At 69.4% G+C, this 24,172-nt stretch carries 21 protein-coding genes and 2 pseudogenes; 11 read left to right on the forward strand and 12 right to left on the reverse strand.

What is annotated here, in order from left to right:
- Positions 1–220 precede the first annotated feature (220 nt).
- Positions 221–1,735 carry a recombinase family protein gene (locus ACGFI8_RS43935; protein ID WP_392814006.1) on the reverse strand — a complete coding sequence of 505 codons (1,515 nt, stop codon included), beginning with the start codon at positions 1,733–1,735 and terminating at the stop codon, positions 221–223.
- Positions 1,736–2,497: 762 nt separating this feature from the next.
- A complete protein-coding gene (locus tag ACGFI8_RS43940) occupies positions 2,498–5,284 on the reverse strand; it encodes an AAA family ATPase (RefSeq protein ID WP_392814009.1) in 2,787 nt (928 codons plus the stop codon).
- Between the two features lie 185 nt (positions 5,285–5,469).
- Here ACGFI8_RS43940 and ACGFI8_RS43945 point away from each other — a divergent pair, with 185 nt between their 5' ends.
- Positions 5,470–6,144: a GntR family transcriptional regulator gene (locus ACGFI8_RS43945; protein ID WP_392814012.1), complete on the forward strand. Its 675-nt coding sequence runs from the start codon at positions 5,470–5,472 to the stop codon at positions 6,142–6,144.
- Positions 6,145–6,277: 133 nt separating this feature from the next.
- Here the strand turns inward: ACGFI8_RS43945 and ACGFI8_RS43950 are convergent, their stop codons facing one another.
- The gene (locus ACGFI8_RS43950; RefSeq protein WP_392814014.1) at positions 6,278–7,729 is read right to left on the reverse strand and encodes an NF041680 family putative transposase; all 1,452 of its coding nucleotides are present in this window, start codon (positions 7,727–7,729) and stop codon (positions 6,278–6,280) included.
- A 262-nt stretch (positions 7,730–7,991) separates the two neighbouring features.
- On the opposite strand from ACGFI8_RS43950, the gene ACGFI8_RS43955 reads away from it, so the two are divergent.
- The 3 genes from ACGFI8_RS43955 to ACGFI8_RS43965 are packed head-to-tail and all read left to right on the forward strand — an operon-like array spanning position 7,992 to position 9,885.
- On the forward strand, positions 7,992–8,507 hold the full coding sequence (locus ACGFI8_RS43955) for a winged helix-turn-helix domain-containing protein (RefSeq protein ID WP_392814017.1): 516 nt from the start codon (positions 7,992–7,994) through the stop codon (positions 8,505–8,507).
- Complete coding sequence (locus ACGFI8_RS43960; RefSeq protein ID WP_392814020.1) at positions 8,408–8,995, forward strand: IS630 family transposase; 588 nt, start codon at positions 8,408–8,410, stop codon at positions 8,993–8,995. The genes ACGFI8_RS43955 and ACGFI8_RS43960 overlap by 100 nt, the downstream gene beginning before the upstream one ends.
- Positions 8,956–9,885: an IS4 family transposase gene (locus ACGFI8_RS43965; RefSeq protein ID WP_392814022.1), complete on the forward strand. Its 930-nt coding sequence runs from the start codon at positions 8,956–8,958 to the stop codon at positions 9,883–9,885. The genes ACGFI8_RS43960 and ACGFI8_RS43965 overlap by 40 nt, the downstream gene beginning before the upstream one ends.
- On the opposite strand, the gene ACGFI8_RS43970 is transcribed toward ACGFI8_RS43965, so the two are convergent.
- From ACGFI8_RS43970 to ACGFI8_RS43985, 4 genes are all read right to left on the reverse strand, one after another.
- Positions 9,785–10,669, reverse strand: a complete 885-nt coding sequence (locus ACGFI8_RS43970) for a hypothetical protein (RefSeq protein WP_392814024.1) — start codon at positions 10,667–10,669, stop codon at positions 9,785–9,787. The two genes, ACGFI8_RS43965 and ACGFI8_RS43970, sit on opposite strands and share 101 nt — an antisense overlap.
- 218 nt (positions 10,670–10,887) lie before the next feature.
- Positions 10,888–11,436 (reverse strand): hypothetical protein, encoded by a 549-nt coding sequence (locus tag ACGFI8_RS43975; protein WP_392814027.1) that lies wholly within the window; start codon positions 11,434–11,436, stop codon positions 10,888–10,890.
- A gap of 118 nt (positions 11,437–11,554) precedes the next feature.
- Positions 11,555–11,740, reverse strand: coding sequence for a hypothetical protein (locus tag ACGFI8_RS43980; RefSeq protein ID WP_392814030.1), 186 nt, complete (start codon positions 11,738–11,740; stop codon positions 11,555–11,557).
- Between the two features lie 841 nt (positions 11,741–12,581).
- Positions 12,582–14,054, reverse strand: coding sequence for an amidase (locus ACGFI8_RS43985; protein WP_392814033.1), 1,473 nt, complete (start codon positions 14,052–14,054; stop codon positions 12,582–12,584).
- A 229-nt stretch (positions 14,055–14,283) separates the two neighbouring features.
- Here ACGFI8_RS43985 and ACGFI8_RS43990 point away from each other — a divergent pair, with 229 nt between their 5' ends.
- Positions 14,284–14,619, forward strand: a complete 336-nt coding sequence (locus ACGFI8_RS43990; protein WP_392814035.1) for a hypothetical protein — start codon at positions 14,284–14,286, stop codon at positions 14,617–14,619.
- 7 nt (positions 14,620–14,626) lie between these two features.
- Here the strand turns inward: ACGFI8_RS43990 and ACGFI8_RS43995 are convergent, their stop codons facing one another.
- Positions 14,627–14,752, reverse strand: coding sequence for a hypothetical protein (locus ACGFI8_RS43995; protein ID WP_392814038.1), 126 nt, complete (start codon positions 14,750–14,752; stop codon positions 14,627–14,629).
- A gap of 54 nt (positions 14,753–14,806) precedes the next feature.
- A complete protein-coding gene (locus tag ACGFI8_RS44000) occupies positions 14,807–17,503 on the reverse strand; it encodes an AAA family ATPase (RefSeq protein WP_392814041.1) in 2,697 nt (898 codons plus the stop codon).
- A gap of 530 nt (positions 17,504–18,033) precedes the next feature.
- Here ACGFI8_RS44000 and ACGFI8_RS44005 point away from each other — a divergent pair.
- Both ACGFI8_RS44005 and ACGFI8_RS44010 read left to right on the forward strand, forming a co-directional pair.
- The gene (locus tag ACGFI8_RS44005; protein ID WP_392814043.1) at positions 18,034–18,300 is read left to right on the forward strand and encodes a hypothetical protein; all 267 of its coding nucleotides are present in this window, start codon (positions 18,034–18,036) and stop codon (positions 18,298–18,300) included.
- A 172-nt stretch (positions 18,301–18,472) separates the two neighbouring features.
- A pseudogene (locus ACGFI8_RS44010) lies at positions 18,473–18,604 on the forward strand (fumarylacetoacetate hydrolase family protein); the annotation flags it as partial.
- Between the two features lie 183 nt (positions 18,605–18,787).
- Here ACGFI8_RS44010 and ACGFI8_RS44015 read toward each other — a convergent pair.
- Positions 18,788–19,417 carry a VOC family protein gene (locus tag ACGFI8_RS44015; protein WP_392814046.1) on the reverse strand — a complete coding sequence of 210 codons (630 nt, stop codon included), beginning with the start codon at positions 19,415–19,417 and terminating at the stop codon, positions 18,788–18,790.
- Positions 19,418–19,783: 366 nt separating this feature from the next.
- Between ACGFI8_RS44015 and ACGFI8_RS44020 the strand changes: the two genes are divergently transcribed.
- The 3 genes from ACGFI8_RS44020 to ACGFI8_RS44030 all read left to right on the forward strand — a co-directional run bounded on the left by ACGFI8_RS44020 (position 19,784) and on the right by ACGFI8_RS44030 (position 22,580).
- Positions 19,784–20,197 carry a hypothetical protein gene (locus ACGFI8_RS44020; protein WP_392814049.1) on the forward strand — a complete coding sequence of 138 codons (414 nt, stop codon included), beginning with the start codon at positions 19,784–19,786 and terminating at the stop codon, positions 20,195–20,197.
- Positions 20,194–21,699: an FAD-dependent oxidoreductase gene (locus ACGFI8_RS44025; protein ID WP_392814051.1), complete on the forward strand. Its 1,506-nt coding sequence runs from the start codon at positions 20,194–20,196 to the stop codon at positions 21,697–21,699. The genes ACGFI8_RS44020 and ACGFI8_RS44025 overlap by 4 nt, the downstream gene beginning before the upstream one ends.
- Before the next feature lie 395 nt (positions 21,700–22,094).
- Positions 22,095–22,580 (forward strand): hypothetical protein, encoded by a 486-nt coding sequence (locus ACGFI8_RS44030; protein WP_392814053.1) that lies wholly within the window; start codon positions 22,095–22,097, stop codon positions 22,578–22,580.
- Between the two features lie 211 nt (positions 22,581–22,791).
- On the opposite strand, the gene ACGFI8_RS44035 is transcribed toward ACGFI8_RS44030, so the two are convergent.
- Positions 22,792–22,986, reverse strand: coding sequence for a hypothetical protein (locus tag ACGFI8_RS44035; protein WP_392814056.1), 195 nt, complete (start codon positions 22,984–22,986; stop codon positions 22,792–22,794).
- Between the two features lie 184 nt (positions 22,987–23,170).
- Between ACGFI8_RS44035 and ACGFI8_RS44040 the strand changes: the two are divergent.
- Positions 23,171–23,827, forward strand: a pseudogene (locus ACGFI8_RS44040) (ISNCY family transposase); the annotation flags it as partial.
- Positions 23,828–23,981: 154 nt separating this feature from the next.
- On the opposite strand, the gene ACGFI8_RS44045 reads toward ACGFI8_RS44040, so the two are convergent.
- Positions 23,982–24,172, reverse strand: a 191-nt coding sequence (locus tag ACGFI8_RS44045) for a WhiB family transcriptional regulator (RefSeq protein ID WP_392814059.1), incomplete at its 5' end; no start/stop codon positions are given.

Below are 24,172 nucleotides of genomic sequence, written 5' to 3' on the forward strand. Positions count from 1 at the left end.
CGCAAACCAGGACTACCGGCGTTGACTTCTTCGCCGCCCTACGTGTAGGTAGTGGTCTGATCTCAGCCACGCATCAGCTGCGCGACCACCGCCGGCAGAGTGAACGCCACGACACTTCGCCGGCGACCCCGAGTTCCAGCGCCCGGGGGACCTTCAACTGAAGATTCGATGTCGTTCAACAGCCGCGACCCCGGGATGCCGCAGCAACCGGCCGCCCTCGTCAGATGCCATGGCGGTCGACGTCCAGACGCAGCACATCGCTCAAGATCAGCGGTGTGGGCGTTTGGTGCGTGTCAGACTTCGACACGTTAACTCCCTGCCCGGCGGCGAATCGGGCATAGCGGGTCAGACCAGAGCCGCCGGATCGAGCGAGCATCCGGCCTCGCCGCAGGTCACGACAAGCCCTTGCTGGCGAAGATGGTCGGCGAGCTGCCGGGGTGGCAGCGTTGCCGTGGCAGCCGCGCCGCTGTCGGCGAGCAGTACCCGGATCAGCTCGACCAACTGGTCTTCGCGCACGTAGAGGTTGCGTCGGCGTCCGCTCGGTCGGCTTCACGCTCGCGTGGCCGTGCTGGCAGCGGTAGGCAGGCCGACCATGTGACCAGCACGACTCCAGCCGCCGCCGACACAGCCGGCACCGCAACAGGCCCGCAAAACTGATAGTGGCGACCGGCCCGTGGCGTCGGCAGCGCCCGTACCGCCTGTACGGCGACAAAGTCCCGCTCCGACACCAGCGGCGGATGCGCGATCCGCTTGGACACCACCCATTGGTTGGCGGCGGCCCACCGCTGGGTTTGAGCGACCCGGGCAGGTGCGGCGGCGTGTGATGGGCGGGTTGGCGGTTCCACACCTGCCGGCCGGTGTACCTCGCGTTCATCAGGATCGCCCGCACGGTCGTCAACCCCCATGCGGTCCCGGCCCGGTGCGAGTTGCGCGCTGGGTCGACCCGCGACGGGCACGGCACGCCCTTACGGTTGAGCTCGGCGGCGATGCTCGACACGCTGCGGCCGGTGAGCCGCTGCGCGAAGATCCACCGCACCGTCGGCGCGGTCACCGGATCCGGGTCGTACCGCTGCAACCTTCTCCCCCACTTCGCATGCATCGGGTTCGGATGCGGCCCGGCGTCAACCAGCCGATACCCGTACAACGGCCGGCCACCGAGGAACCGACCCTCGTCGCGAGCCTGACCCCGCATCGCCTGCAACGCCCGCCACCGCGCCCGCAACACCTCCCGCTTCGACTGCGCACCCAGCAGCATCACCAACGCCCGATGCGACGCATCACCAAAATCCAACGGGCCGTGCGCCTCCGGCAACCACAGCTGCACCCCGTGAGCCTCGAACTGTGGCAGCAACGACAACAGCTGCGTGCCGCAGAACGCCCGCTCGTACTCCCCCACCACCACCGCATCGAAACCACGGTCCGGGTCAGCGAACCGCTCCAGCAACGCCGCCGCCTGCGGCCGATCCGGCCACGACAACCGCCGACTCCGCGACGTATCGAAGTACTCCGCAACGATCCGACCGTGCCCCACGATCAACTCCTCGGCCGCGTCCCGCTGCCACCGCCGCGACGACTCACGCTCCTGGAAATCCGCGGTCGACACCCGCCCATAGAACGCGAACCGCAGGCCGCCGACGACATCCAGCGACCGCCGACGTATCCGCCCAGCGGGACGCGCCTCGCTCATCCATCGCGTCAGCAGATCATCGCCGTCTACATCGGAGTCGACTGACACCTCACGCTCCGAACCACGTCAGCACCACCAAGAAACGGAGCACAATGGGAGCCGGCGCGCCGCTCGTAGTCGGGCAAGCCCGAATCGCATCGCGAAGCCGGCCAGGAACACCCGACCGCGACTTCCACGAGCGGCACCGCGGCACCCACTACGCGTACCGCCTGGTACAGCAAGAGCATGCCGACACCGAAACCTACCCGGACAGGGCCGAAAGCCCCCGTCCGGCCGGGACCGCGACGTGGTCACCGGCGTGCCGGCCGGTCGCAGGTAATGGCATCCGCCCGTTGGCACGACTCCGCGAGAGGGGTCACGACCGCGCCATGCCCATCAGCGTCAAGAGCGTCTGCGGGCGCGGGTCCGGCAGGCCCGCCTGCGGGTCGAGCCGGGTCGTCCCGCAGCCACGGCCGTCGCAACGCGTGCGAGGGGACCCAGCCGGTCGGTGCTCATGGTCGACGTCAAGTTGTGTGAGGACCTCCGGGCTCGTCCGACAGGGCCGGAGGCCCCGTCTACTGCGGCGTGCCGCAGCAAACACAGGGCGTCCCTCGAGCGAGCGACCGCTTGGTCAACTGCTGCAGCAGCCACCCCTCGCCGGACAACTGCAGCCCCTGTTCGCGGGCCTGAGCCACCAACTGCGACACCGACGCGGGGTCAACACCCGCCGCGTCGTCTTCGTTCTACGGGGACGCTTGGCCGTCTCATCCACGGGAACCGCGGCAGCATCCGCCGCATCCGCTGCGGTCGCCGGCTGCTCGTGGCCCTGGGTCACCGGTCGCGCAGTGCCCCGGCCAGCTCGCGGCGCGAGCTGATGCCCAGCTTGGTGAAGACCTTGCTCAGGTGCCACTCGACGGTACGTGGGCTGAGGAACAGCACGGCGCCGATCTCGGGATTGGTGTGCCCCGCCGCGGCCAGGCGCGCGCTCTGCGCTTCCTGCGAGGTGAGGTCGTCCCATACGCCGAGGGTCCGCTTGCGGACGGTCTCGCCGGCGGCAACCAGCTCCCGGCCGGCCCGTGCGGCGAAGCCCTCCGCCCCCATCGTGGTGAACGCCTCGTGGGCAGTGCGGAGCTGGATCCGGGCGTCGCGGCGCCGGTTCTCCCGGCGCAGCCATTCGCCGTAGAGCAGGCGCGCCCGGGCCAGTTGCAGCCCGATCCGGCTGGCGGCGAGCCGCTCGATCGCCTCGCGGTACCGCTCCTCGGCCTTCTCGGTAGCTCCGGCGAGCGCGTCCGCGAGGGCCTGGGCGCCGAAAGCCCAGTCCGTCCCGGCGACGCCGGTCCGCTCCGCCAGACGCTCGCGTGCCTCCGCCGCCACGGCGCGCTCCCCGACGCGCGCGGCTGCCTCGACCAGCTCGCCGAGCGTCCAGTTGAACACGGCAAGGTCCTCGTACTCGGCCGCCTGCCGAGCGGCCTCCAGTGCGGCCGGATAGTGGCCGAGCCCGTTGGACAGCACCGCCTTGGTGTAGCCGGCCAGGCCGAGCAGCCAGCCCTCGCCGCGCGCGTTGGCATCCTTGACAGTGGCCTCGATCAGCTCCAGTGCCGGGAGCTTCCGGCCGCGGTGAGCGGCCAGCGCGAGCGAGGCGAACGGATGTGCGGCCGAGCCGGTGGCCTGTCCGAGGGCGCCGGCCTCGTCGAGCAGACCCGAGGCGTCGGCGAACCGGCCCGCGAACAGCAGTGCGCTTGCGCGGGACACCAGCGCCGTGGGCAAGAACGACAGCGCGCCGGTGGTGCGGGCGAAGCCGACCGCTTGCTCGGTGAGCCGGTGCCAGGCCGCGTCGTCCCACACCTCCTGCGCGACCGGCCCGGCCAGCCACAGAAGGGGCAGATCCTCATTCGCGGTGAGCGCGTCCAGGGCCCGGCGGAGAAGCGGAATGGCAAGCGCGTAGCCGTCCAGGCCCCACGCCGCAAGGCCGGCCAGGAACAGACCGGCCACGTCCTCGTCGGCGGGCATGCCGCGGGCGGCCTCGGCGGCCCGGCGGAGGTCGTCGCTGCCGAGCCGGCCAGCGTGCACAGCAGCACCCAACGCCGAGAGGTAGGTCTCCTGCGCCGCGGGGAGATCCAGCGCCTCGAGCCGGCGGGCGGCCGCGAGCAGCGGCGGGCCAGCCGCCCGTCCGGGGTTGAGCGCGAAGGCGACCTGCGCCCGCAAACGCTCCACCCCGGCGCGCTGCAACCGGTCGAGCGGACCCAGCTCGGCAGCGGCCAGCAGGGCCAGCACCTGGGCGGGGGCGCCCGCGGCGAATCGGGCACGCGCGGCGGCCAGAGCACGCGCGGCGCGCCGCTTCGGGTCCGGGGTGAGCTCGACAGCGCGCTCGAGGAAGGATGCGGCCGCGGACCGGCCGCCACGGGCCAGCGGTCGGCCGGCCGACCGCTGCAGTTCGCTGGCGACCTCCTCGTCCGGTCCCACCGTGGCGTGCGCCCGATGCCAAGCACGGCGGTCGGGGTCCTGCTCAGGATCGGTCACCTCGGCGAGCGCACGGTGCACCTCGCGCAGCTCGGCGGCCTCGCCCGAGCGCCAGCTGGCCGAGCGCACCAGCGGGTGCCGGAACCGGACCCGGGTGCCCAGCTCGACCAATCCCGCGGCTTCCGCGGGCGCGGCGGCGTCGGGCCCGATGCCCAGCCACTCGAGCGCGCGCCACAACAGCGGCACGTCACCGATCGGCTCAACAGCGGCGGTGAGCAGCAGCCGGCGGGTATCCGCCGGCAGCGCGGCGATACGTCGCTGAAAGCCCTCCTCCACCCGGCTCACCAGCGACGCTGTGCCCTGCGCGCCGAACCCGAACGCCAGCTCCGCCGGCGTAAGGCCGCGCGGCAGCTCAAGTAGGGCGAGCGGGTTGCCGCGCGTCTCGGCGACGATGCGGTCGCGTACGCGGGCGTCGATCGGATCAGGCAGCACGGAGTCCAGCAGCGCCCGCGCGTCCGCGTCGGACAGCCCGTCGACGCGCAGCTCCGGCAGGTCGTCGAGAATGCGCTCGTCCCCCGGGCTGCGTGAGGCGAAGACCAGCGCGACCGATTCGCCATTCAGTCGGCGGGCGACGAAGGTGAGAACTACCTCGGACATCCGGTCCAGCCACTGCACGTCGTCCACAACGCAGACCAGCGGCTGTTCCAACGCGACCTCGGCGAACAGTCCGAGCACGGCGAGCCCGATGAGCAGCACCTCCGGTGGGTTGCCGGGGCTCAGCCCGAAGGCGGTGGCGAGCGCGGCACGTTGCGGCTCCGGCAGCCGGTCAAGGTGGCCCAGCAGCGGCGCGCAGAGTTGCTGCAGGGCGGAGTACGCGATCTCGGACTCCGGCTCCACCCCGGCCGCCCGGGTCACGCGGCTGGCTGGCGCGTGCTCGGTCAGGTAGTCCAGCAGTGCGGTTTTGCCGGCGCCCGCCTCGCCCCGCAACACCAGCACCCGGCTGTGCCCGGCGCGGACGTCCCGCAGCAAGCGGTCGAGCGTGTCGCGCTCGCGCCGTCGGCCGCGCAGCGCCGGACCCGCGGTGTCTAGGTTCATCGTGCCCAGTGCCAGCCGGTTCACGCGCAGCCCGGACCGCCCGAGCAGGTGGTAGTGGTTCATGGCAGCTCCTCCAGATTGCTTACAGCCGGCGCCCCGATCGCACGGGCTCCAGGCCTCCGACCTGCTCTGTACTGCTTTGCTGACATGGGTGCCTCCCCTTGGCAGATGTGGGGTGCGCTACACCTAGGAGATTGATATAAGATATAGTCTGTATCTGTCAAGCGATGGCCTATGATTGGTGCGCCATGGAACTCATCAACAGTGCGAGCCTCGTAGAGGTGGCTGCCGCCCGCCTTCGTGGCGCGATCCTCAGTGGTGATCTCCAGCCCGGAGAGCCGGTGCGGGTGCGGGATCTTCAACAAGGGCTGGGTGTAAGCCACATCCCCATCAGGGAGGCGATTCGGCAACTCGAAGGTGAGGGGCTGATCGTCGTACGGGCGCGGCGTACGCCGGTTGTGGCCGGCGTGAACCTGGACGATCTCGCGGCGATCTATGAGTTGCGACGCATGATCGAATTGCCCACCGTAAGGCTTGCCCGCGAACGCGGTTCCCGCGCGTCGATCGCCCGTGTCGAAGAGGCGTTCTCTGCCTTCGAAGCTGTCGCCGGTGACCCGAGCCGACCTGAGTACTGGGAACGGCACTCGGACTTTCATTGGGCCCTGGTCGAACCAGGTGCCAATACTTGGACGCGGCGTGTGCTCGAGCCTCTTTGGACGGCAGCCGAACGTTACGTCAGGCTATTTGTTGCAACGTACGCAACCCCCGAGGCCACCCTCCAGCTGCACCGCGCCTTGGCGGACGCGTTCTCGCAGGAAGACGTCACAGCGGTGGTAGAAGAACTCAACAACCACTTCGATATTACCGAGCAAGGGGTACGGGCTGGTTTCACGAAGGCCAAAAAGGCCAAGGATCCTGAGTGAGCCATGGCCGGCGGGTGGCGTCGAAGACGTTGGTGAAGGCGAGCTGCCAGGCCAGTACTGGGGCACGGCCCCGGCGTTGTTCGGGAGTGTTCGGTTTGGTTATGGTTTGTTAGCTTGAGTTTTAGCTTGAGTTTTAACCCTTGAGCTGCTGTTTGCTGGATTTCGATATGTCCACTGTGGACTTCTTCTTGCCGACTGGGTAGCGGGTTCGTGGGGGCCGGGTGCTGCCCTCGGGACGGCCGGGACCAGGGGTGGTCGTTTTCGGCCTACCGGCCGGAGTGCTCAGATGCCGGCGTAGGTTACGGAAACCCCGGCGGACCCGTCCAGGGGTCATCGACCGCCCGGCGGGGATCGTCTTCTCCCAGGGACGGCGCAGGTCGGTCGTGAGGGTCTTCGCCAGCCGCAGCTGGGCGTGCGCGGCCAGGATCAGCCATGTCCAGCGTTCGCCCTGTTGCGGAGTACGGATCTGCGGGGCGGTCCAGCCCAGGGTGGACTTGAGCAGCCGGAAGGTGTGTTCCAGATCGAACCGGCGGAGGTAGGTCTTCCACAGCAGATCGAGGTCGAAGACGGTGCCCGGTGGTGCGGTATGCCACAGCCACAAGTCTTCCGGCGCCCGGTTGCCGGGCAGCCGCTCGACCTGGATGCGGATCACTGTGCCAGGCACGACCGGCAGGACTCCCTCGAAGCCGGTCCACCCGGCCTGTCTGGACAGTTTCTGGTGCAGTCCCTGCCACGCGCTGACCATCACCTCGCCGTATCGCGGGCTCTGCCCACACAGCCGCTGACCGGGCGCCGGAAGCGATGCCGGCTTGGACAGTTCGAACCGGTAGCCGTGCTTGCGGGGCCGGCCCGGCCGGCCGTCTCTGCGTCCCTTGGGTGCGGATGCGTAGAACACCCGGTCGCTGCGCACCCGGCCCAGGATCTGCACGCCCAGACCGTCGCGTTCGGTGAGGTAGGTGATGCGGGTCAGGTCGTATCCGGAGTCGAACGTGAACACTGGAGCGGGCCGCCGCGTGAGCGTCCCGGCTGTGTCCAGGCGGGTGAGCACGTCGGCGATCTGGGCGACCGTCACCACCGTCGCGTCGTCGTCGGGGCCGACACGCACCGCGTCCAGCAACGCGGTCCACGATGAGGCACCCCACTCCAACCCGGCGGCGAAGGAGAACGGCCAGCCCGGAATTGTCTTGCGGGATCCGTCGCAACGGCACGCGGTGTAACAGTGGCACAGTCCCGGCGAGGTGACTGCGTCCGGCCGTGGCCACGCCGAGGTATCCACCGCGATCTTCACCGGGCCGTCGTCGGCGGGCTGCCACGACGACGCGATCAGCCCGGCCAGCTGTTCAACATCGAGATCACCACAGGCCAGCGCGTCGTACAACGCCCCGTGCCCACGCCGAAACACCTTCTCCTGTGACAGTTCCACGAGGGAGTCCACCGGACCCTCGGCGGTCAGCACCGCATCCACGAGCTCGAACAACGCGTCCGCGCGTCTGTTGAAGCTCGCATGTAACCCGGCCCGGAACGCGACCAATGCCGCACGACACACCGAGGCATCTGCTGCCACCACGGCCTTCAAACCTGGCATAGTAGGCCCCACGGCCACCCCGCATCCTTCGAAGCTTCAGCACTCCGAATGATCACGGGTGGCCGTACCCATGTCCTTACGACACACCGAAACGGCCCGGACGATCTTCCAATCGTCCGGGCCGTTGGTTAAATCTCAAGCTTAAAGATCTTTCGATTTTTCGGTGAGTCGCTGCGGGTCGATGCCGTTGTTGGGTAAGACAATCATGGCCATGCCTCCTGCCGTACGGTCGACGAGCCCGCGTCGTGATCCAGGTCGTGACGTGGATGCGTTGCGGGAACGGCGGATGCGGGCGGTGGAGTTGTTCGAGGCCGGTCGGCGGCAGGCGGACGTGGTCGTTGAGTTGGGGGTGTCGGCGCAGACCGCGTCGCGGTGGCATAAGGCGTGGCAGAACGGCGGCCGCGACGCCCTGGCCGGTGCCGAACGGCTGGGCCGCACTCCGCGGCTGTCCGACAAGCAGCTGGCCGAGGTGGAGACGGCGCTGCTGGAAGGGCCGAAGGCCAACGGGTTCGGCACCGACCTGTGGACCCTGGCCCGGGTCGCCGAGGTGATCGAGCGGATGACCGGGGTGCCGTACACGCTGTCGCAGACCTGGCTGATCCTGCGTCAACGGCTGGGCTGGACCCGGCAGCGGCCGGCGCGGCGGGCGGTGGAACGCGATGACGCGGCGATCGAGGCATGGGCCAAGCGGGACTGGCCCAGGATCAAAAGGGGGCTCGACGACGCGGCGCCTGGATCTGTTTCCAGGACGAGAGCGGATTCTCGCTGCTGCCCGTAGTCCGTGGGACCTGGGCGCCACGTGGGCAGACACCCGTGCTGCGGCACCGGTTCTCCTGGTCGCGGATGTCCATGGCCGGTGTCCTGGCCTACCGGCCCGACCGCAGCCGGGCCAAGCTGATCTTCCAGACCAAGCCGGGCAGCTACAACACCGAAAGCCTCATCGCGTTCCTCACTGAGCTGCGCAAGCATCTGCGCGGCAAACCCGTCATCCTGATCTGGGACGGGCTGCCCGCCCACCGGTCGAAAGACATGAAAGCCTGGCTGGCCACCCAACACTGGCTGCACGTCGAGCCACTGCCCGGCTACGCCCACGACCTCAACCCCATGGAACCGGTCTGGGGCAACCTCAAAGCCACCGAACTGGCCAACCTCTGCCCCGAACACATCAGCGAAGCCGACACCGCTGCACACACCGGCCTGCACCGCATCGGCAGCAGCTACGACCTGTGCTTCAACTTCCTCGACCACACCGGCCTACGTCTCTGACGAACCATCATGCGCTGGTCGAGTGCGGCACGCACGCCCTGGTCGACGCCGCGATAGGGGGCCGTCAGCAGGGCGAAACAACGTTGGCCATGAACTTGGCCGGCTCGGCTGGACCGGGCACGCTCGTGCTGGCCGACCGCAACATGCTCGGTGTTCCACTGTGGAACGCCTTCGTCGAAGCCGGAGCGCAGCTCCTGTGGCGGCTGAAGAAGACCGTCGCCAAGAAACCGCACGCAGTACTGGACGACGGGAGCTATCTGGCTCGGGTTCGACTGGACAAGCACACGGCAGCAGCGCTGCGCCGGGAGGGCAAGAGCGTGCCCAGCGCCATCACGGTCCGGGTGATCGAGTACACCCTCGACGGCAGTGACGAGGTCTATCGGCTGGCCACATCCCTGCTCGATCCTGAAACCGCACCCGCTGCGGAGCTCGCCGCCCTGTATCACGAACGGTGGGAGTCCGAGGGCGTATTCGCCGAGGTCAAGACCGTCCAATGTGGACCCCAAGGCGTGCTGCGCTCGGCTCGGCCTGACGGGATACGGCAGGAGATCTGGGCCCACCTGACCGTCCATCACCTGACCAGGGACCTGATACAGCATGCCGCGACCGGAGCGAACCGGTCGTTCGATCCACAGCGAATGTCGTTTCGCCGCGCACAACACCTCGTTCGCCGCAGCATGGTCGCCGCGCCTCGACCCGCACAGCGGCACCGCGCAGCAGAACACGTTGCTGCCAGATTGGCGGCCAAGCCCAACCCGGACCGTCGGCCGCGCAGTTACCCCCGCGCCATCAAGCGGCGCACAACGCCTTATCCGACGAAGACCGCCAAGATGCGTGGGACCAGGAGCGATCCCAACTTTGGCCCCACAATCCACCGTCGACCGCTGTAAAGGCAACGGCATTGGGCCAGCACCAGCAGCGCACCGGGATGCCTTCCTTGGTCACAGCCAGGCCGATGACGATCTGCGGCAGATCGTGGCGGTGGTCCTTGGAGTGGCCGTAGCGGCGGAACGCGTCATCGCCGTCGTCTTCGTCGTCGCGTTCGAAGTAGGTGGAGGTGGTGTCGAAGAACAGCAGGTCGACTTCGAGGTTGAGCAGGTTGGCCACGGCGAAGAACACCGACTCCTGGAGCCGGCCGGTGGTGTCGGCGTCGACGAGCAGGTCCATCGCCCGGTAGGCGTGGTCGTCGTCCATCGTGGACAGTCCGGGGACGGCGGCGTCCTCACGGACCCATTCGGCAGCGGACAGCTCGCTCATCGGTGCGACCGCCCGGTTGGCGACCAGCGCGAACAGGACCCGCTCCATGTTCGTGGTGAACCGCCGCGCGTCGGTGGCCGCGCGGACCGCGGCGCCGACGTCGAGGCGCTGCCACAGCTGTTCCAGCAGCCATACCGAGCCGATTGTACGGGCGTCGATCACTTCCAGCGGCGCCGCACCGGTCACGGCGCCGGCCTCGGCGCCCGGATCACCGCCGTCGGCGTCGCCGTAGTGCCGGTTGATCGAGGCCGCGAGCCGCCGCAGCCCGGCGACGTCGACCTGGTCGGCCCGGCCGAGGTTCATCAGCACGTCGGGCTTGACCCGCCCGTCGACGCGCCGGTTGTGCGCCAGGGCCACGTAGCGCACCACACTGCCGTCGACGTTCGTCCGCGACGTGAACCGCAGGAACATGCCCACGACCCAACCGCATCCACCCTGGTAGCACAAGACCTCAATTCCGAGTCGTGTTACTACACTTTCGACGCTCCGAACACACCGAACCCGCTCGACAGACCTTCCACCAGGCACAACACAGCGCGCCTTGCGCTCGTGTGCCTACGAACTGCGGAACTCGGGCTTGCCGGGCGCCGGGAAACAACGTGTCGTCGCAGGGCGCGACGCGCAGTGTCCGGCGTTCAGTACGCCCGTGTCCCCGGTCGCCGGTGACGTCCATGCTGTCGATGAACTCGGTGACGGTGCCGGCCAGCAGCCTGTGCGCGGCCCGCGGGGCCATCGGCTGGTTCCCCTTCAACATCAGCGTGTAGTGGGCGCCCAGCGGCCCGGTGATCAGGCGGGCGGTTTTCTTCGTGGTGTAGCAGCCAGACCTGGTCGACCTCGTCCTTGAGCCGGCGGGCCAGGACCAGGCCCGGGCGGTTGCCCTTGTGCCAGGGCAGCGACAGGTTGATGGAGATCCCGACCAGCACGCCCTGGTCGTAGCGCCAGCGCGCATTCGCCAGCTTCTCGGCGTCGATGGGCCGGCCGGCGGCCATGGCGGCCCGGACGAACGTGGTGGCATCGCGCAGAGGATTCTGGACCTGCCCGGCCCACAGCTGCACCTGCGGATCGAGGTCGAGCACACCCTGGAGGTGGCGGATCAGATGAGCCGAACATTGCTGGACTCCGGCGAGGGCGTCGTCGACCTGGTACCAGCCGGCGTAGTCGTCGCGCACGAGCTGCCGTGCCAACCGTCGAAGATGCCCATCGCCGCGATCCGCTCGGAGGTGCGAACCGAATCTCCTTGTACCAGACCAGCCGCTCGTCGGGGGTGCGCACGATGACCACGTGCGGGACAGCCGCAGCCGCCTACCCGAAGCTGTCCACGTTGGACGCGACATTGACGGGGGTCTGGTCGCCGCACAACACCGCCTCGGCCCGCAGTGCGGCGATCATCGCCTCCTCGAACCCGCCAGCGGCCAGCAGGTCGGCGAAGCGTTCGTGCGCGCGGGCGACGAACCCGGCCGAGACCAGTACCTCGAGCAGCGCGGCCATCAGTCTCGCGGTCGCTTCGACGGGACGTTGCCCTGCAAGGACAGCAGGATCGCCGCGGCGTTCACGTTCGGCCCGTAGGCCACCGACCCGGCCGTCGCGTATGGGACGGTGGCGGTGGTTCCAGCAACAGGCACAGCGTCGCTTGGGTAGCACATAGTGGACCTTCTCCAACTCGATCGGCTTGAGATCCCATACCTGCGCCCACGTCGCCCCCGCGTCGGCACCGTGCTCCACCAGATCCGCGACACAGCCGGAGCACTCAACAGCCGACTCAACCTGCCGGGTGCCGTCCGGATCCTGAGTCGGGGTAAGCCCCGAGCCCGGACGGCCGGGCTGCCCGCCACGGCGGCGATCCTTTTAACGCACCCGCTGCGACGTGGCCGCCCTGCGCTCCGCCTTCGACCCGGGCGGACCCACCGACGGCGGCTGCGACGAATTGGTGGAGTCCTTACCCAGCCGGGCTCGCAGCGCGGCGACCTCCGCCCCCCAACGCCGCGATCCGCGCAGTAGCCTCATCCAGCCGTGCCGTCGCCTCGTTCAACCGGCCCGTGAGCTCGACCACGAACAGCGCCAACTGCTCGTAGCTCGGTGGCTCCACGGTGGACACACGACAATGTTCTCAGTACACCGACCAGAGTCAATCCGACACGCCAGCCGACCAGGCCTCGGTCTTCAACGGACGCGCAGGTCAGCCCCCTACCCGTGAATGGGCACCCCCGATCGAGCCGATTTTCAGCGGTGCGTGCCCGGACCGGCCGAAGAGTCGCGACAGTGATCGCCAAGTCATCGAGAAAGCGGTCCGCTCTCGGCCAGTCCGCACCGGGGCCCTATGCTCGCTGATTCAGTCGCCCTGTGAACCGAGATTTGGGCGCCGCCGTGCACCCAACCTGGTCTCAACAGCTAGCCCAGCTCGTAGCAAGAGGTGTTCTTGAAGCGGCCGCGCGACGAGTTCAAGCCCTACGGGAAGCCCCGCGCGAGTGAAGCCCATGGGAACGGAAAGCGCTGGCAGACCAGTCTGTGCCGCGAGAACCGTGTTCGTTGGATAGTGGAGCGAATTCCATCGTCTGGAAGTGACGTCGGAATGCAGCGGCGGCGGCACCTGAACGTCGGGGAAGGCCAGGACGTGAACATGGTTGCGGTCCATCAGGTCGATGATGCCGTCTCGCAAGCGAACTTGAGCACCAGCGCGAGCCTCATAATCGGAGCCATGTATGCCGGAGTTTTCGCTTGTTGCAATAGCTTCGAATAAGTCGAGCGCAGCGTGATATCGGCCCTGCTCATATATCTGATGAACGTTCTCAGCTTCAATCCCTGGTCGCGAAGCAATGAAGCCATCCAGGTCGGCTCGTGACCTGGCGAGGTACAAGGACGTCGTCTCCAGCGCTGATTCCAGTTCTGGCACCTGGAGGTACACCGGGTGAGCGCCCTCTACCTGGAGCGTCTTCGTTACTTCCCAGAAGACCCGTATGACTTCAGAGGAACTGTTTGGCCCCTCCACAAGTTGCGTCAGAATCCCCAGACGCAGGCCATCCAAGCCGCCCGTAGGCATCTCTGCGTATGGCCGCTGTCGCTCACGGCCGTTCACGCTGAGTGAATCTTGAGGATCGTAGCCGACCAAAGCGTCCAGGAGTATGGCGGCGTCGCGGACCGATCGCGCCAATGGGCCCGCTGTGTCTTGCTCGAACACCAGTGGAGCGATCCCCACCCGACTGATCAGCCCTGGCGTCACCCTGAGGCCCACCAAATTGCAGAAGGATGCAGGCAACCGGATTGAGCCACCGGTGTCCCCACCCACTCCTACTGCGGCGAAGTTCGCCGCGACAGCCGCCGCAGTACCACTGCTTGAACCCCCGGAGTCTCGGTCGAGAGCATAGGGGTTCCGCGTCAAGCCACTTAGCGATGAGGTCGAGAACCAGGAGGCTCCGAAATCGGCCATCGTACTTTTAGCGAGAATGATCGCGCCTGCCACCCGGAGACGCTTCACCACGAATGCGTCGCTACTGGGAACGTTGTTTGCTGCCGCCTCGGTTCCGAAAGCCGTTCTGATGCCTGCGGTCTCGACGTTGTCCTTGAGAACGACCGGGACCCCGTGCAGGGGACCTGTGAGAGTTCCGGTCGCCCTGAGTTGACGGTCGGCCTCAGCCGCCTCTTCGAGCGCTCTGGGATTGATGGTAGCTATTGCGTTGAGCCGGGGCCCCGCCTTGTCGCTGGCATGAATGCGAGCAAGATACGCCTCTACTAGCTCGGAACTGGTGACGTCCCCACCGAGCAAGCGCGCTCTGATGCTCTCGATCGTTACCTCGTCCAGGTCCATGGCGCCCGTCATCGTATCCCTTGCCAGAGCGTGGGGCCAGCCAACCTTCGGGGGTGTCCGTGGCCGCGTGAAGGTGGCTCAGGCGCAAAGTCTGGATGCTGTTGGTGATCTTGGCTGCTTGATCGGTTTCGGGCGCCTCGCTACCGGGGCTGCAGGTGCCTTGATGTTGAGATAGCAGTATGCCGATGGGTCGGTTTCGGGTCCGGATGTTCCGGTGGAGACGGCTCGGGTGGCGTGGGCGGCGAGCCCGAAGGGCACGCCTGCGATGTTGATGCGGTATCGGTTGCAGGACCTGTTCGTCGACGACGAGTTCACCGACTGGTTCCTGTGGACGGTCGTCGTGGGGGTGCCGCCGGCCAAGTTGGCGTTTGGTGTCAAGGGCACCATCCGCCAAGCCGTCGCCCGCCACGCCCGCTACCGCGGCCTGGCCAAAACCCACCTCGAACACGTCTACAGCGCCATCGCGTTCAACCTGATCCGCCTGGATGCCTGGTTCCACGGCCTACCCATCGACCGCACCCGCACAAGCCACCTGCCCCGCCTGGAACTGGCCCTGGCTGCATAAACATCAATTAGCCAGCAGGGTCGCGGGCGGCGGCGTTGGCGGCCATCGGCACCAGCGCCGCTGCCACCGGTACCGCCGAGGCCATCAGAATGATCAGTGGACGTTTCGTGCCCACCACCCTCACCGGGGACATCCGGGGCTGCGCCCCAGGAAAGCACCCTGGGCACACCGCGGGCACTCCCCCGGGTCACCGGTCTTGCAGGGCGGAGGCGAGTTCGCGGCGGGAGCTGATGCCCAGCTTGGCGAAGGTCTTGCGCAGGTGCCATTCGACGGTACGCGGACTGAGGAACAGCACCGCGCCGATCTCCGGATTCGTACGCCCTGCCACGGCCAGACGCGCTATCTGCGCCTCCTGGGGGGTCAGCTCCTTGCGTACCCCCGAGGTCCGCTTGCGCACCGTCTCGCCGGTGGCGGCCAGCTCCCGCGCAGCGCGCTCGGCAAAGGCCTCGGCACCCGTCGTGGTGAACGCCTCATGCGCGGCGCGCAGCTGGTCCCGCGCGTCGCCGCGCCGCCCCTTGCGGCGCAGCCATTCGCCGTAGAGCAGGCGGGCGCGCGCGGTCTGCACGCGAATCCGCGTCGCGGAGAACTGCTCGATCGCTTCGCGGTAGTACTCCTCGGCGCGTTCGGGCGGCCCGGCGAGCGCGTCCGCGAGTGCGTGGGCACCGCGCGCCCAGCTCGTGTCGACGACTTCGGTACGGGCGACGAGGCGGTCACGAGCCTGCACCGCGACGCTGTGCTCACCGGCGCGGACGGCGGCTTCGACCAGCTCCCCGAGCGTCCACTGCACGACAGCGAGGTCCTCGTACCGGACCCCCTCCAGCCCTGCCTCCAACGCGGCCGCGTACCGGCCGAGCCCGTTGAACAGCAACGCTCTGCTGTAGCTGGCGACGGCGTGCAACCACCCCAGGCCATGGGACTCGGCATCGCGTACCAACGCGTCGTTGAGTTCCAGAGCCGGCTCCTCGCGTCCCCGGTAAGCGGCCAGAATGACGGCGCTAGTCGGATTCGGGGACGAGCCGGTGACGTTGCCGAGGGCCTCGGCCTCGTCGAGCAGATCCGACGCGTCGGCGAAATGGCCGGTCAGGACCAGCGCGGTGGCGCGGAAGGTGAGCGCGGACGGCAGGAGCGACAGCATGCCGGTCTGGCGGGCGTACCTGACGGCTTGTTCGGTCCGGGTCTGGAACGCCGCGTCGTCCCACACCTCGTGCACGACCAACCCGGTCAGCCAGGCCAGGTCCACATCGTTGTCGGCGGTGACCGCGGTCAGGCCACGGGTGAACAGCGGTACCGCCGCCGCGTGCCCTTCCAACACCCATGCCGTGAGGCCGGCGAGGAGCAGACCGGCCGGTTCTTCGCCCGGCGCGACATCTCGGGCCGCCTCGGCCGCGCGGCGCAGGTCGTCGCCGCCGAGCCGCCCGGCGTTCACGGCCGCGCCGATCGCCGCCAGGTAGGTCTCCCGAGCCGCGGCGGGGTCGAGCGCCTCCAGGCGGCGCGCGGCCGCCAGCAGCGGCGGTACCGCCGCCCGTCCGGCGTTGACCGCGAACGCGGCCTTGGCGCGTAGCCGTTCCACTCGGGCCTGCTGGACTGGGTCCAGCGGACCCAGTTCGGCGGCGGCCAGCAGGTCCGGCACCTCGCCGAAGGCGCCAGCGGCGAGGCGGGCCTCGGCGGCGGCCAGAGTACGCCCGGCACGCTTGGCGGGATCGGGGGTGAGCTCGGCCGCGCGGGTGAGGAATGCGGCGGCGGCCACCCGGCCGCCACGGGCCGTCGCCCGGTCGGCCGACTGCTCCAGTTCGGCGGCGACCTCTTCATCCGGTCCCAGCGCCGCGTGCGCCCGGTGCCAGGCACGCCGGTCCGGGTCCTGCTGGGGATCGGTCATCTCGGCCAGCGCCCGGTGCACAGCGCGCAGTTCGGTGGGCCCGGCGGAGCGCCGGCAGGCCGACCGGACCAGCGGGTGCCGGAACCGCACCCGGGTACCGATCTCGATCAGGCCCGCGACCTCCGCCGGTGCGGCGGCGTCCATCCCGACACCCAGCCGCTCGACCGCGCGCCACAGCAGCGGCACGTCGCCGACCGGTTCGACCGCGGCGGTGAGCAGGAGCGTGCGGGTTTCCGCAGGCAGCCCGGCAACGCGCCGCTGGAAGCCCTGCTCCACCCGGCTCACCAGCGGCGTCGTGCTGCGCCCGCCGAAACCGAACGCCAGTTCCGCGGCCGTGAGGCCACGCGGCAGCTCGAGCAGGGCGAGCGGATTACCGCGCGTCTCCGCGACGATCCGGTCGCGTACCCGGGAGTCCACCGGCCCGGGGAGCACGGAGTCCAGCAGGTCCCGGGCGTCCGCGTCCGCCAGGCCCTCGACACGCAACTCCGGCAGCCCGTCGAGGATCCCCTCGTCACCGGGGCTGCGCGCGCCGAAGACCAGCGCGACCGACTCGGCATCCAGCCGCCGGGCGACGAAGGTGAGGATCAGCTCGGACATCCGGTCCAGCCACTGCACGTCGTCCACGACACAGACCAGCGGCTGCTCCGACGCAGCCTCGGCGAGCAGCCCCAGCACGGCCAGCCCGAGGATCAGCGCCTCCGGCGGCTCGCCGGCACTGAACCCGAAGGCGGTGGCGAGCGCGGCGCGCTGCGGACCGGGCAGCCGGTCGAGGTGGACCAGCAGCGGCGCACAGATCTGCTGCAGAGCGGCGTGCGCGATCTCGGACTCGGGCTCCACCCCGGCCGCCCGTACCACGCGGCCCGCCGGTGCCTGCCCGGTCAGGTAGTCCAGCAGGGCTGTCTTGCCAGCTCCGGCCTCGCCGCGCAGGACGAGCACCCGGCTCTGCCCGGCGCGGACGTCACGCATCAGCCGGTCGAGCGTCTCCTGCTCCCCTCGACGCCCCCGCAACGCGGCAGTTTCGGTGTTGACGGGCACGTCACCCAGCGCTCCTGATCCCGGACAAGTCGACACTTAGGCCGAGCTGGTGACGTACGGGAACTCCCGTTCCGGGCTGAAAGCCACCATGATCAGCCTTGCTGACGCCAGCCATTCTCGCTGGTCGAAGATGGGCTGACAAGGACCTGGGTATGGCCAGGCACACAGAAGAGGGTTAGCGCGCCCCGATAGCGAGGGAGGGGCTTTCGGATGCCCAGGGCGATACCGCCTGCGGGGAACACCGGACGCCCGCCGTACTCGGCCTGCAGGTGGTGGCCGGCGAAGGCGGTCCGCTCGGCTGGCACGGTGGCGGGCCGCCCTGAGCACCCGGTTGGGCCGCCACCGCGTCGACAACGCTCATCGCCAGCACTACGGCATCAACAACGCTCGACCCCCTACACCCGCTGCCCGCCCCGATCACCGATCCCCAGCACGATCACGCACCTCAACATCCGCCGTCGCGATCGCATCGGCGGACTCCTCCACGAGTACGAACACGCCGCTTGACCTGCCCGGATAGGGTTTTCGGCACCCGCAGGGCCGGCGAGGTCGTTCCGCTGGAGGACGCGCTGCGCCGCGTGCTCGGGTCCCGCAACCCCCGTTTGCGCCCCGACCAGCGCACCGGTGCGCCCGACTCGCTCTGGACGGCGATGCAGCTGGCGCTCCCCGGGGAGGTCGCCCCGCCGCACCGGCACACGCCCAGCGCCCTCAGGTTCACCGAGGGCGACGGTGCGTACACGGTCGTCAACGGCCAACGTGTGCCGGCGTGATCGAGCTGCCGTGGCCGGACCGTCGCTTCGACTACGAAGGCGAGCTGGGCGTGATATCGGCCGCACAACCGCGCGCGTGTCCGAGGCCGAAGCACTGGATCACGTCTTCGGCTACACGCCGCTGCTCGACATCACCCTGCGCGCCGACGAGGACCGCTCCTTCCGCAAGTCGATGGACGGCTTCATCTCCGTGTACTCGGAGGAGATGACGCTGCAGCCCGGCGACATCATCGCGACGGGCACACCCGAGGGCGTCGGGCAGATCGTGCCCGGCGATACCGTGGTGCTGACGATTCCCCAGGTAGGGGACTCACGATGCCCGTGGTGGCCCGCGCATAGGCCGGGCCTCCCGCGCGGCGGTGTGTGCAGGCGGATCAGCGAGGTGGCCGGGGTGCGTCGTCCCCCACGCTTGCGGCCACCTCGTTGGTCTCCGCCGACCGGCCACCGAGGGCGGGCGAGAAATCATGCCGCCTCGGTGGACTGTCGGTCACTCCGGGAGCTGCTCGCCGTGGTTTTCGGCGACCATGTACGCCGCATACCACTCCGGCCAGTTCTCGTCGAGCTCACCGCCGTTGCGAACCTCGTGCTTGCCGTGCGCGGCCGCCGCCCGCTTGAGCGCACCGACCAGGTCGCTCAACGACGCGTACTCGATCGCGCCCGTATCCACGCGACCGGGGATCCGCGTGGTGACCTCCTGGAGCAGGAAGCTGTTGCCGTCGGGGTCACGGAAGGTGGCGAAGGACCCGTAGCTGGCGCGGTCCTTCGCCGGTCCGCCGGTCTGTCCGTCGGCGATCTGACCGAACTGGGCGCCCGGGGCGTCGGGGTGGAACACGTCGCTGACGCCCACGCCCAGGTTCACGAGCTCGTCGTGCGCGGCCTGGATGTCCGAGACCACCAGGTAGATGCCCTCGGCGGTACCCGGGGCCTGCACGGTGATCCTGCTGCCGAACTGGATCGACGCCGGCGATCCCGGAGGCGTGAACTGAACGACCCGGAAGCCGTTGTCGAAGCCGAAGTCGGCGTCGAGACGCCAGCCCAGGTCCTCGTAGAACCTCTTCGACCGACCGACGTCGCTCACCGGGATCACCACGGCCTCGAGCTTGAGGTCGGTTTTCATGATGGCCATGGTATCGGTCTCGGTAATCGTTGCAGTGTCGTTCATGAGTCTCCTTCGTCTGCACCAGCAGGTCGCCGTCATCGCCGATGATTGCTCCGGCGGCCACCTGGTCACACCAGGGAGAGACCCTGGTCTCCATCGACTGCCCTCCCGGGCACCGGACGAATCGGACACGCACGAGCGAGGTCAACCCCTGCCGGCCAGCGACCTCGTCCAGCGTCGGCACCGCCCTGCTTGGCGCACGGGTGATGCCCGGCCGTCCAGAACCAGGGTTCTGCCCCGTAGGCCCACGGGCGCGATCGGGGGGTTAGCGGCGCGATGGTGAGGGCAGCGCACGCTCGTGCGCGGTGAGGCGAGGAGACCGGCATGACCAGATCACGACGATTCGGCGTCCGGGCCCGACCCGCTCGGCCCGCGAGAAGCAAGGGGCTGGTGGCTGTGGCCGTGGAGGAAGGCTTCGGCAACACGGATGCGCTGGAGCGGTGGCCCGACACAGGGGTCGCGCTACGCTGCGGAGAACTGGATCTCGACCGATTTCGGCAGGCGGACCGCCGGGCCGCGACCGAGTCGACCCTGCTGCTGTGCAACGGCGCGACGAGGGACATCGAGGACAACTGGGCCAGATACCCCCACCAGTCCGCCGGCAATGCCACCCGGGCCGAAGGCTCGATCGACGACATCGACTTCGACGGCGACCTGATGCGCACGGCTGCCGGCGGTCGCTCCAGTCCGCCGGAACAGGCGACGCGTCCGGGCCTGAATGGGTGGCTGCGTCCATGAGCGATGCGATCGAGTGCGATGTCGTTGTCGTGGGCCTGGGCCCGGGTGGGGAGCACGTGGCCGGCAGCCTGGCCAAGGCCGGTCTGCAGGTGGTCGGGGTCGACCAGCGGCTGGTTGGCGGTGAGTGTCCCTACTACGGCTGCATCCCGACCAAGATGATGGTCACCGCGGCCGAAAAGCTCCGCGAGGGCCGGCTGGTGGAGCGCCACACAGGTACGTCAGTGGTGACCCCGGATTGGAAGCCGGTCGCGGACCGGATCCGCAACGAGGCCACCGACGACTGGAACGACCAGGTGGCGGTGGACCGCCTGATCGACGCCGGCGGCACCTTCGCCCGCGGACGCGGCCGGATCACCGCGCCAAGCACGGTCACCGTCACCGGTCCCGACGGCTCGATCACGTCGTACGTCGCCCGGCGCGGGATCGTGCTGAACACCGGCACCTCCCCCGCCGCGCCACCGGTACCCGGCCTCGCCGAAACGCCGTATTCGACCAACCGGGACATGGTCCAGCTGACCGAGCTCCCAGCCTCACTCGCAATCCTGGGCGGCGGTGCGATCGGGTGCGAGCTGGCCCAGGTGTTCGCGACCTTCGGGGTCGAGGTGACCGTTATCGAGGCATCCCCGCGGATCCTCGCGATGGAGGAGCCAGAATCCTCCGAGGCGGTGCAAAGAGCGTTCGACGCGGCCGGCATCACCGTGCTCGCCGGCGCGCGGGCCCAGCAGGTCGAGCACGGCCCCAACGGGTTCCGGGTCGTGCTCGCCGACGGCACCGTCACCGCCGAGCAGCTGCTGGTCGCGGCCGGCCGGCGCAACAACCTGCAGGACCTTGGCCTGGAGCACCTCGGTCTGGACCCCGAGGCGCGGGTGCTCGACCCGGACGAGCGGATGCGGGTGGCCGAGGGTGTCTGGGCGATCGGCGACATCACCGGCAAGGGCGCGTTCACGCACATGTCGATGTACCAGGCGGACGTGGTGATCCGGGACCTGACCGGGGTGGACGGCCCGTGGGCGGACTACCGCGCGGTCGGCCGAGTCACCTTCACCGCGCCCGAGGTGGGCTCGGTGGGGCTCAGCGAGGCGGCCGCGCGGGAACGGGGCCGTCCGGAACGGGGCGGTGACGCGTTCGACCAGTTCTTCGGCGGGCCGGCCGTCCGCGCGGCCGCGCCGCTGGACGCCTACCGCGACGGCGACACGTTCTACGTCGAGATCGACCTGCCCGGCGTGGACCCGGCCACGATCGACGCCACCGTCGACCGCAACGTGCTCACCGTGCGCGCCGAGCGCACCCGCGCCCAGCGCGAGGGCGTCCGCCGCGTCATCACCGAGCGCGCCACCGGCACCGTCACCCGCCGCCTGGTCCTCGGCGACGCCCTGGACACCGACCGCCTCCAGGCCAGCTACGACACGGGCGTGCTCACCCTGAGCATCCCGGTCACCGAGAAGGCCCGCCCGCGCAAGATCGAGATCAGCACCTCGCAGCGCGAGCTGACGAACGCCTGATCCAAGGCCCGCTGGGCCTGCCGGCTTCCTGTGGGGAAGGCCACCCGAACCGGCGGCCGGCCGACCATCATGTTCGCCGTGATCACGGAGAGAAACCGTAGTGGAGCGCTACCAGAAGTCTCCATGATCACGGAAAACTCGGCTTCACCGCTCCGGAGAGCCGCGACTCAGTGGGTCGACGCGAGGCCGACGGGCCTCGGCCAGGGAGGATGCCACCGGCTTCACCGACGTCGCCCGCAGCAGGGCGATGTCGGTGAAGCCGCCGGCGTAGAGGACGGCGACGCGGCGCGGACGCGCCCACCGACCGCGCCGCGTCGCCGACCGAGTCGCCGATCAGGACCACCTCGGCCGGGTCGAGGGACAGGGCCGTGAGATGGCGCGCGAGGTACTCCGCCATGCGATGGCCGCCGGCCGTGCCCGGCAGGCCGTCGACCCGGACCAGCCGGGCGCCCAGGGCGTGCCGCTCCACCTCGACCAGCAGCAAGCCCCCGGGCAAGCCGCGGCCGAGCTCGAGGCTTGCCCGGGGGGCTAGCCGCGGCCGAGCTCGGGGCAAGTCGCGGCGCCGTCTCGACCCGAGGCCGCGCGGCCCGGACGGCGGTACGCGGCCGGGCCGGGCTGGCGTCAACGCCAGGACGGCGACCGGCGACCTGGGCAGCCGCGGCTGGATCGCCGAGGAGCCCGGCCCGATCAAGCTGGTCGCGGACGCCGACAAGGCCGTGCTGATCGGCGGCACCGTGGTCGGCAGCATGGGCGGCGAGGTGCTCTCCGCGATCGTCACCGCGATCCACGCCGAGGTCCCGATCAGCACGCTAGCGAACATGCACTTCGCCTACCCGACCTTCCACCGCGCGCCGCAGCCGGTTCTCCGCGAGCTCGTCTAGGCATGATGAAGGGGCCGGCTCCAGTTCCGCTCCTGGTGGTTGATCTCGTGGGTCATCCACGCTGAGGCGGATGGGCCACACCGGAAAGGAGCCGGTCGCCATGGATAGCATGACGCAGGTGGACGGTCCGATCCGTCTCGGATTGGACGTGGCCGTCCGGTCGGACCCGACGCACGTCCCGGACCGCACCAGGACCCGCTGATCCCAGGTCTCAGTAGTAGGACACGATCATGCGGATGCACGTCTTGTCGATGGTGGCACGTCTCGGAGCTGGTCGTCGGACATCGGCCAGGTAGACGGTGATGGTGGGTTGGGCTGTCCGGTCGCGGTCCCAGATGCGGATCTGCTCGCGCAGCGCATCGGCGAGCTGTTGGCCAGTGGGGCCCGCGGCCACGGCCTTGATCAATATTTACTTCGACCTGAAAAGTAGCGGCGTGTCCGGCTGTGCCGGGCACGCCTGGCTGCCACAATGACGAGTGACAGGAAGTCGTTGGCACGCAAGGGATTGCGGTCATGCTGCGGACGCGGAACGTGCAGCCGTCGTTATGGGAGTCGGTGCTGCCGGAGGTGTTCTACGGCTGCCCGCGGAGCTGTCGGCGAACGTTGACTACCCCACCGACAGCGGACTCCTGGCCCGGACGGTGCGGCGCATGTCCGGTCTCGTGCGCCGGATCCGAGCGGTGGGCGTCGCGTCGCGCACGCCGTTTCGGGACCGCACCCGCGCGGGTCCGGGCAATCGAGGCGCATCTGCGGCTGCGTGGCGCGCAGGCCCGCGAGGAAGCACAGGCCACCGTCGCACGGATCACCGCCGAACTGACCGGGCTGGCCTGCCGCAGCGCGGTCGAGGCGCGGGTGGTGCTGCGCAACGCCCGCCGCGCCGTGCGGCGGGTGACCGGGCGGGCCAGAGGGCGGCTACGTCGCGCCGTCAACGAACTGGCGGTCATCATCGAGCGCACCGACCGGGTGGTCGCCCAGGCGCGGATCCGGTTGGCCGGCGGTACGCCCGACTCGGCGACCCGCCTGGTCAGCCTGCACGATCCCGACGCCCGCCCGATCGCGAAAGGCCGGCCAGGCCCGTCGAGTTCGGCTACAAGGCGCAGGTCGTCGACAATGAGGACGGCATCGTCCTGGACCACACCGTCGAGGCAGGCAACCCACCGGACCGCCCGCAACTGGCGCCCGCGGTCGAGCGGATCACCGACCGCACCGGACGACCGCCGGGTGCGATGGCCACGGACCGCGGCTACCCGGCATGAAACCGTGGCGATACCCCGCAAAGGCAGACCCGGCACCGCCCGCCAGGCCCACGAGCAACAACCGGGTTAGCGGTTCGCCCGGTTGGCGCTGGCTCAGCCACCCGGGCGACACATCGCTGGGGGAACGAATCAGGACACGCGGGTGTCAACGGCGCTGACTGGCGGCGGGACGGCGTCGCAGGAGTGCAGCCCGTTGCTGCTCGGTCATGCCACCCCAGATGCCGTACGGTTCGCGGTTACCTATGGCGTACCGCCGGCACCTGGCACGGATAGGACATTGCGCGCACACCAGCAGCGCCCGCGCCGCGGCCACCTCGTCATTCGGCAGCGGATAGA

The sequence above is a fragment of the Dactylosporangium sp. NPDC048998 genome, assembly GCF_043197855.1.
Lineage (GTDB): Bacteria > Actinomycetota > Actinomycetes > Mycobacteriales > Micromonosporaceae > Dactylosporangium.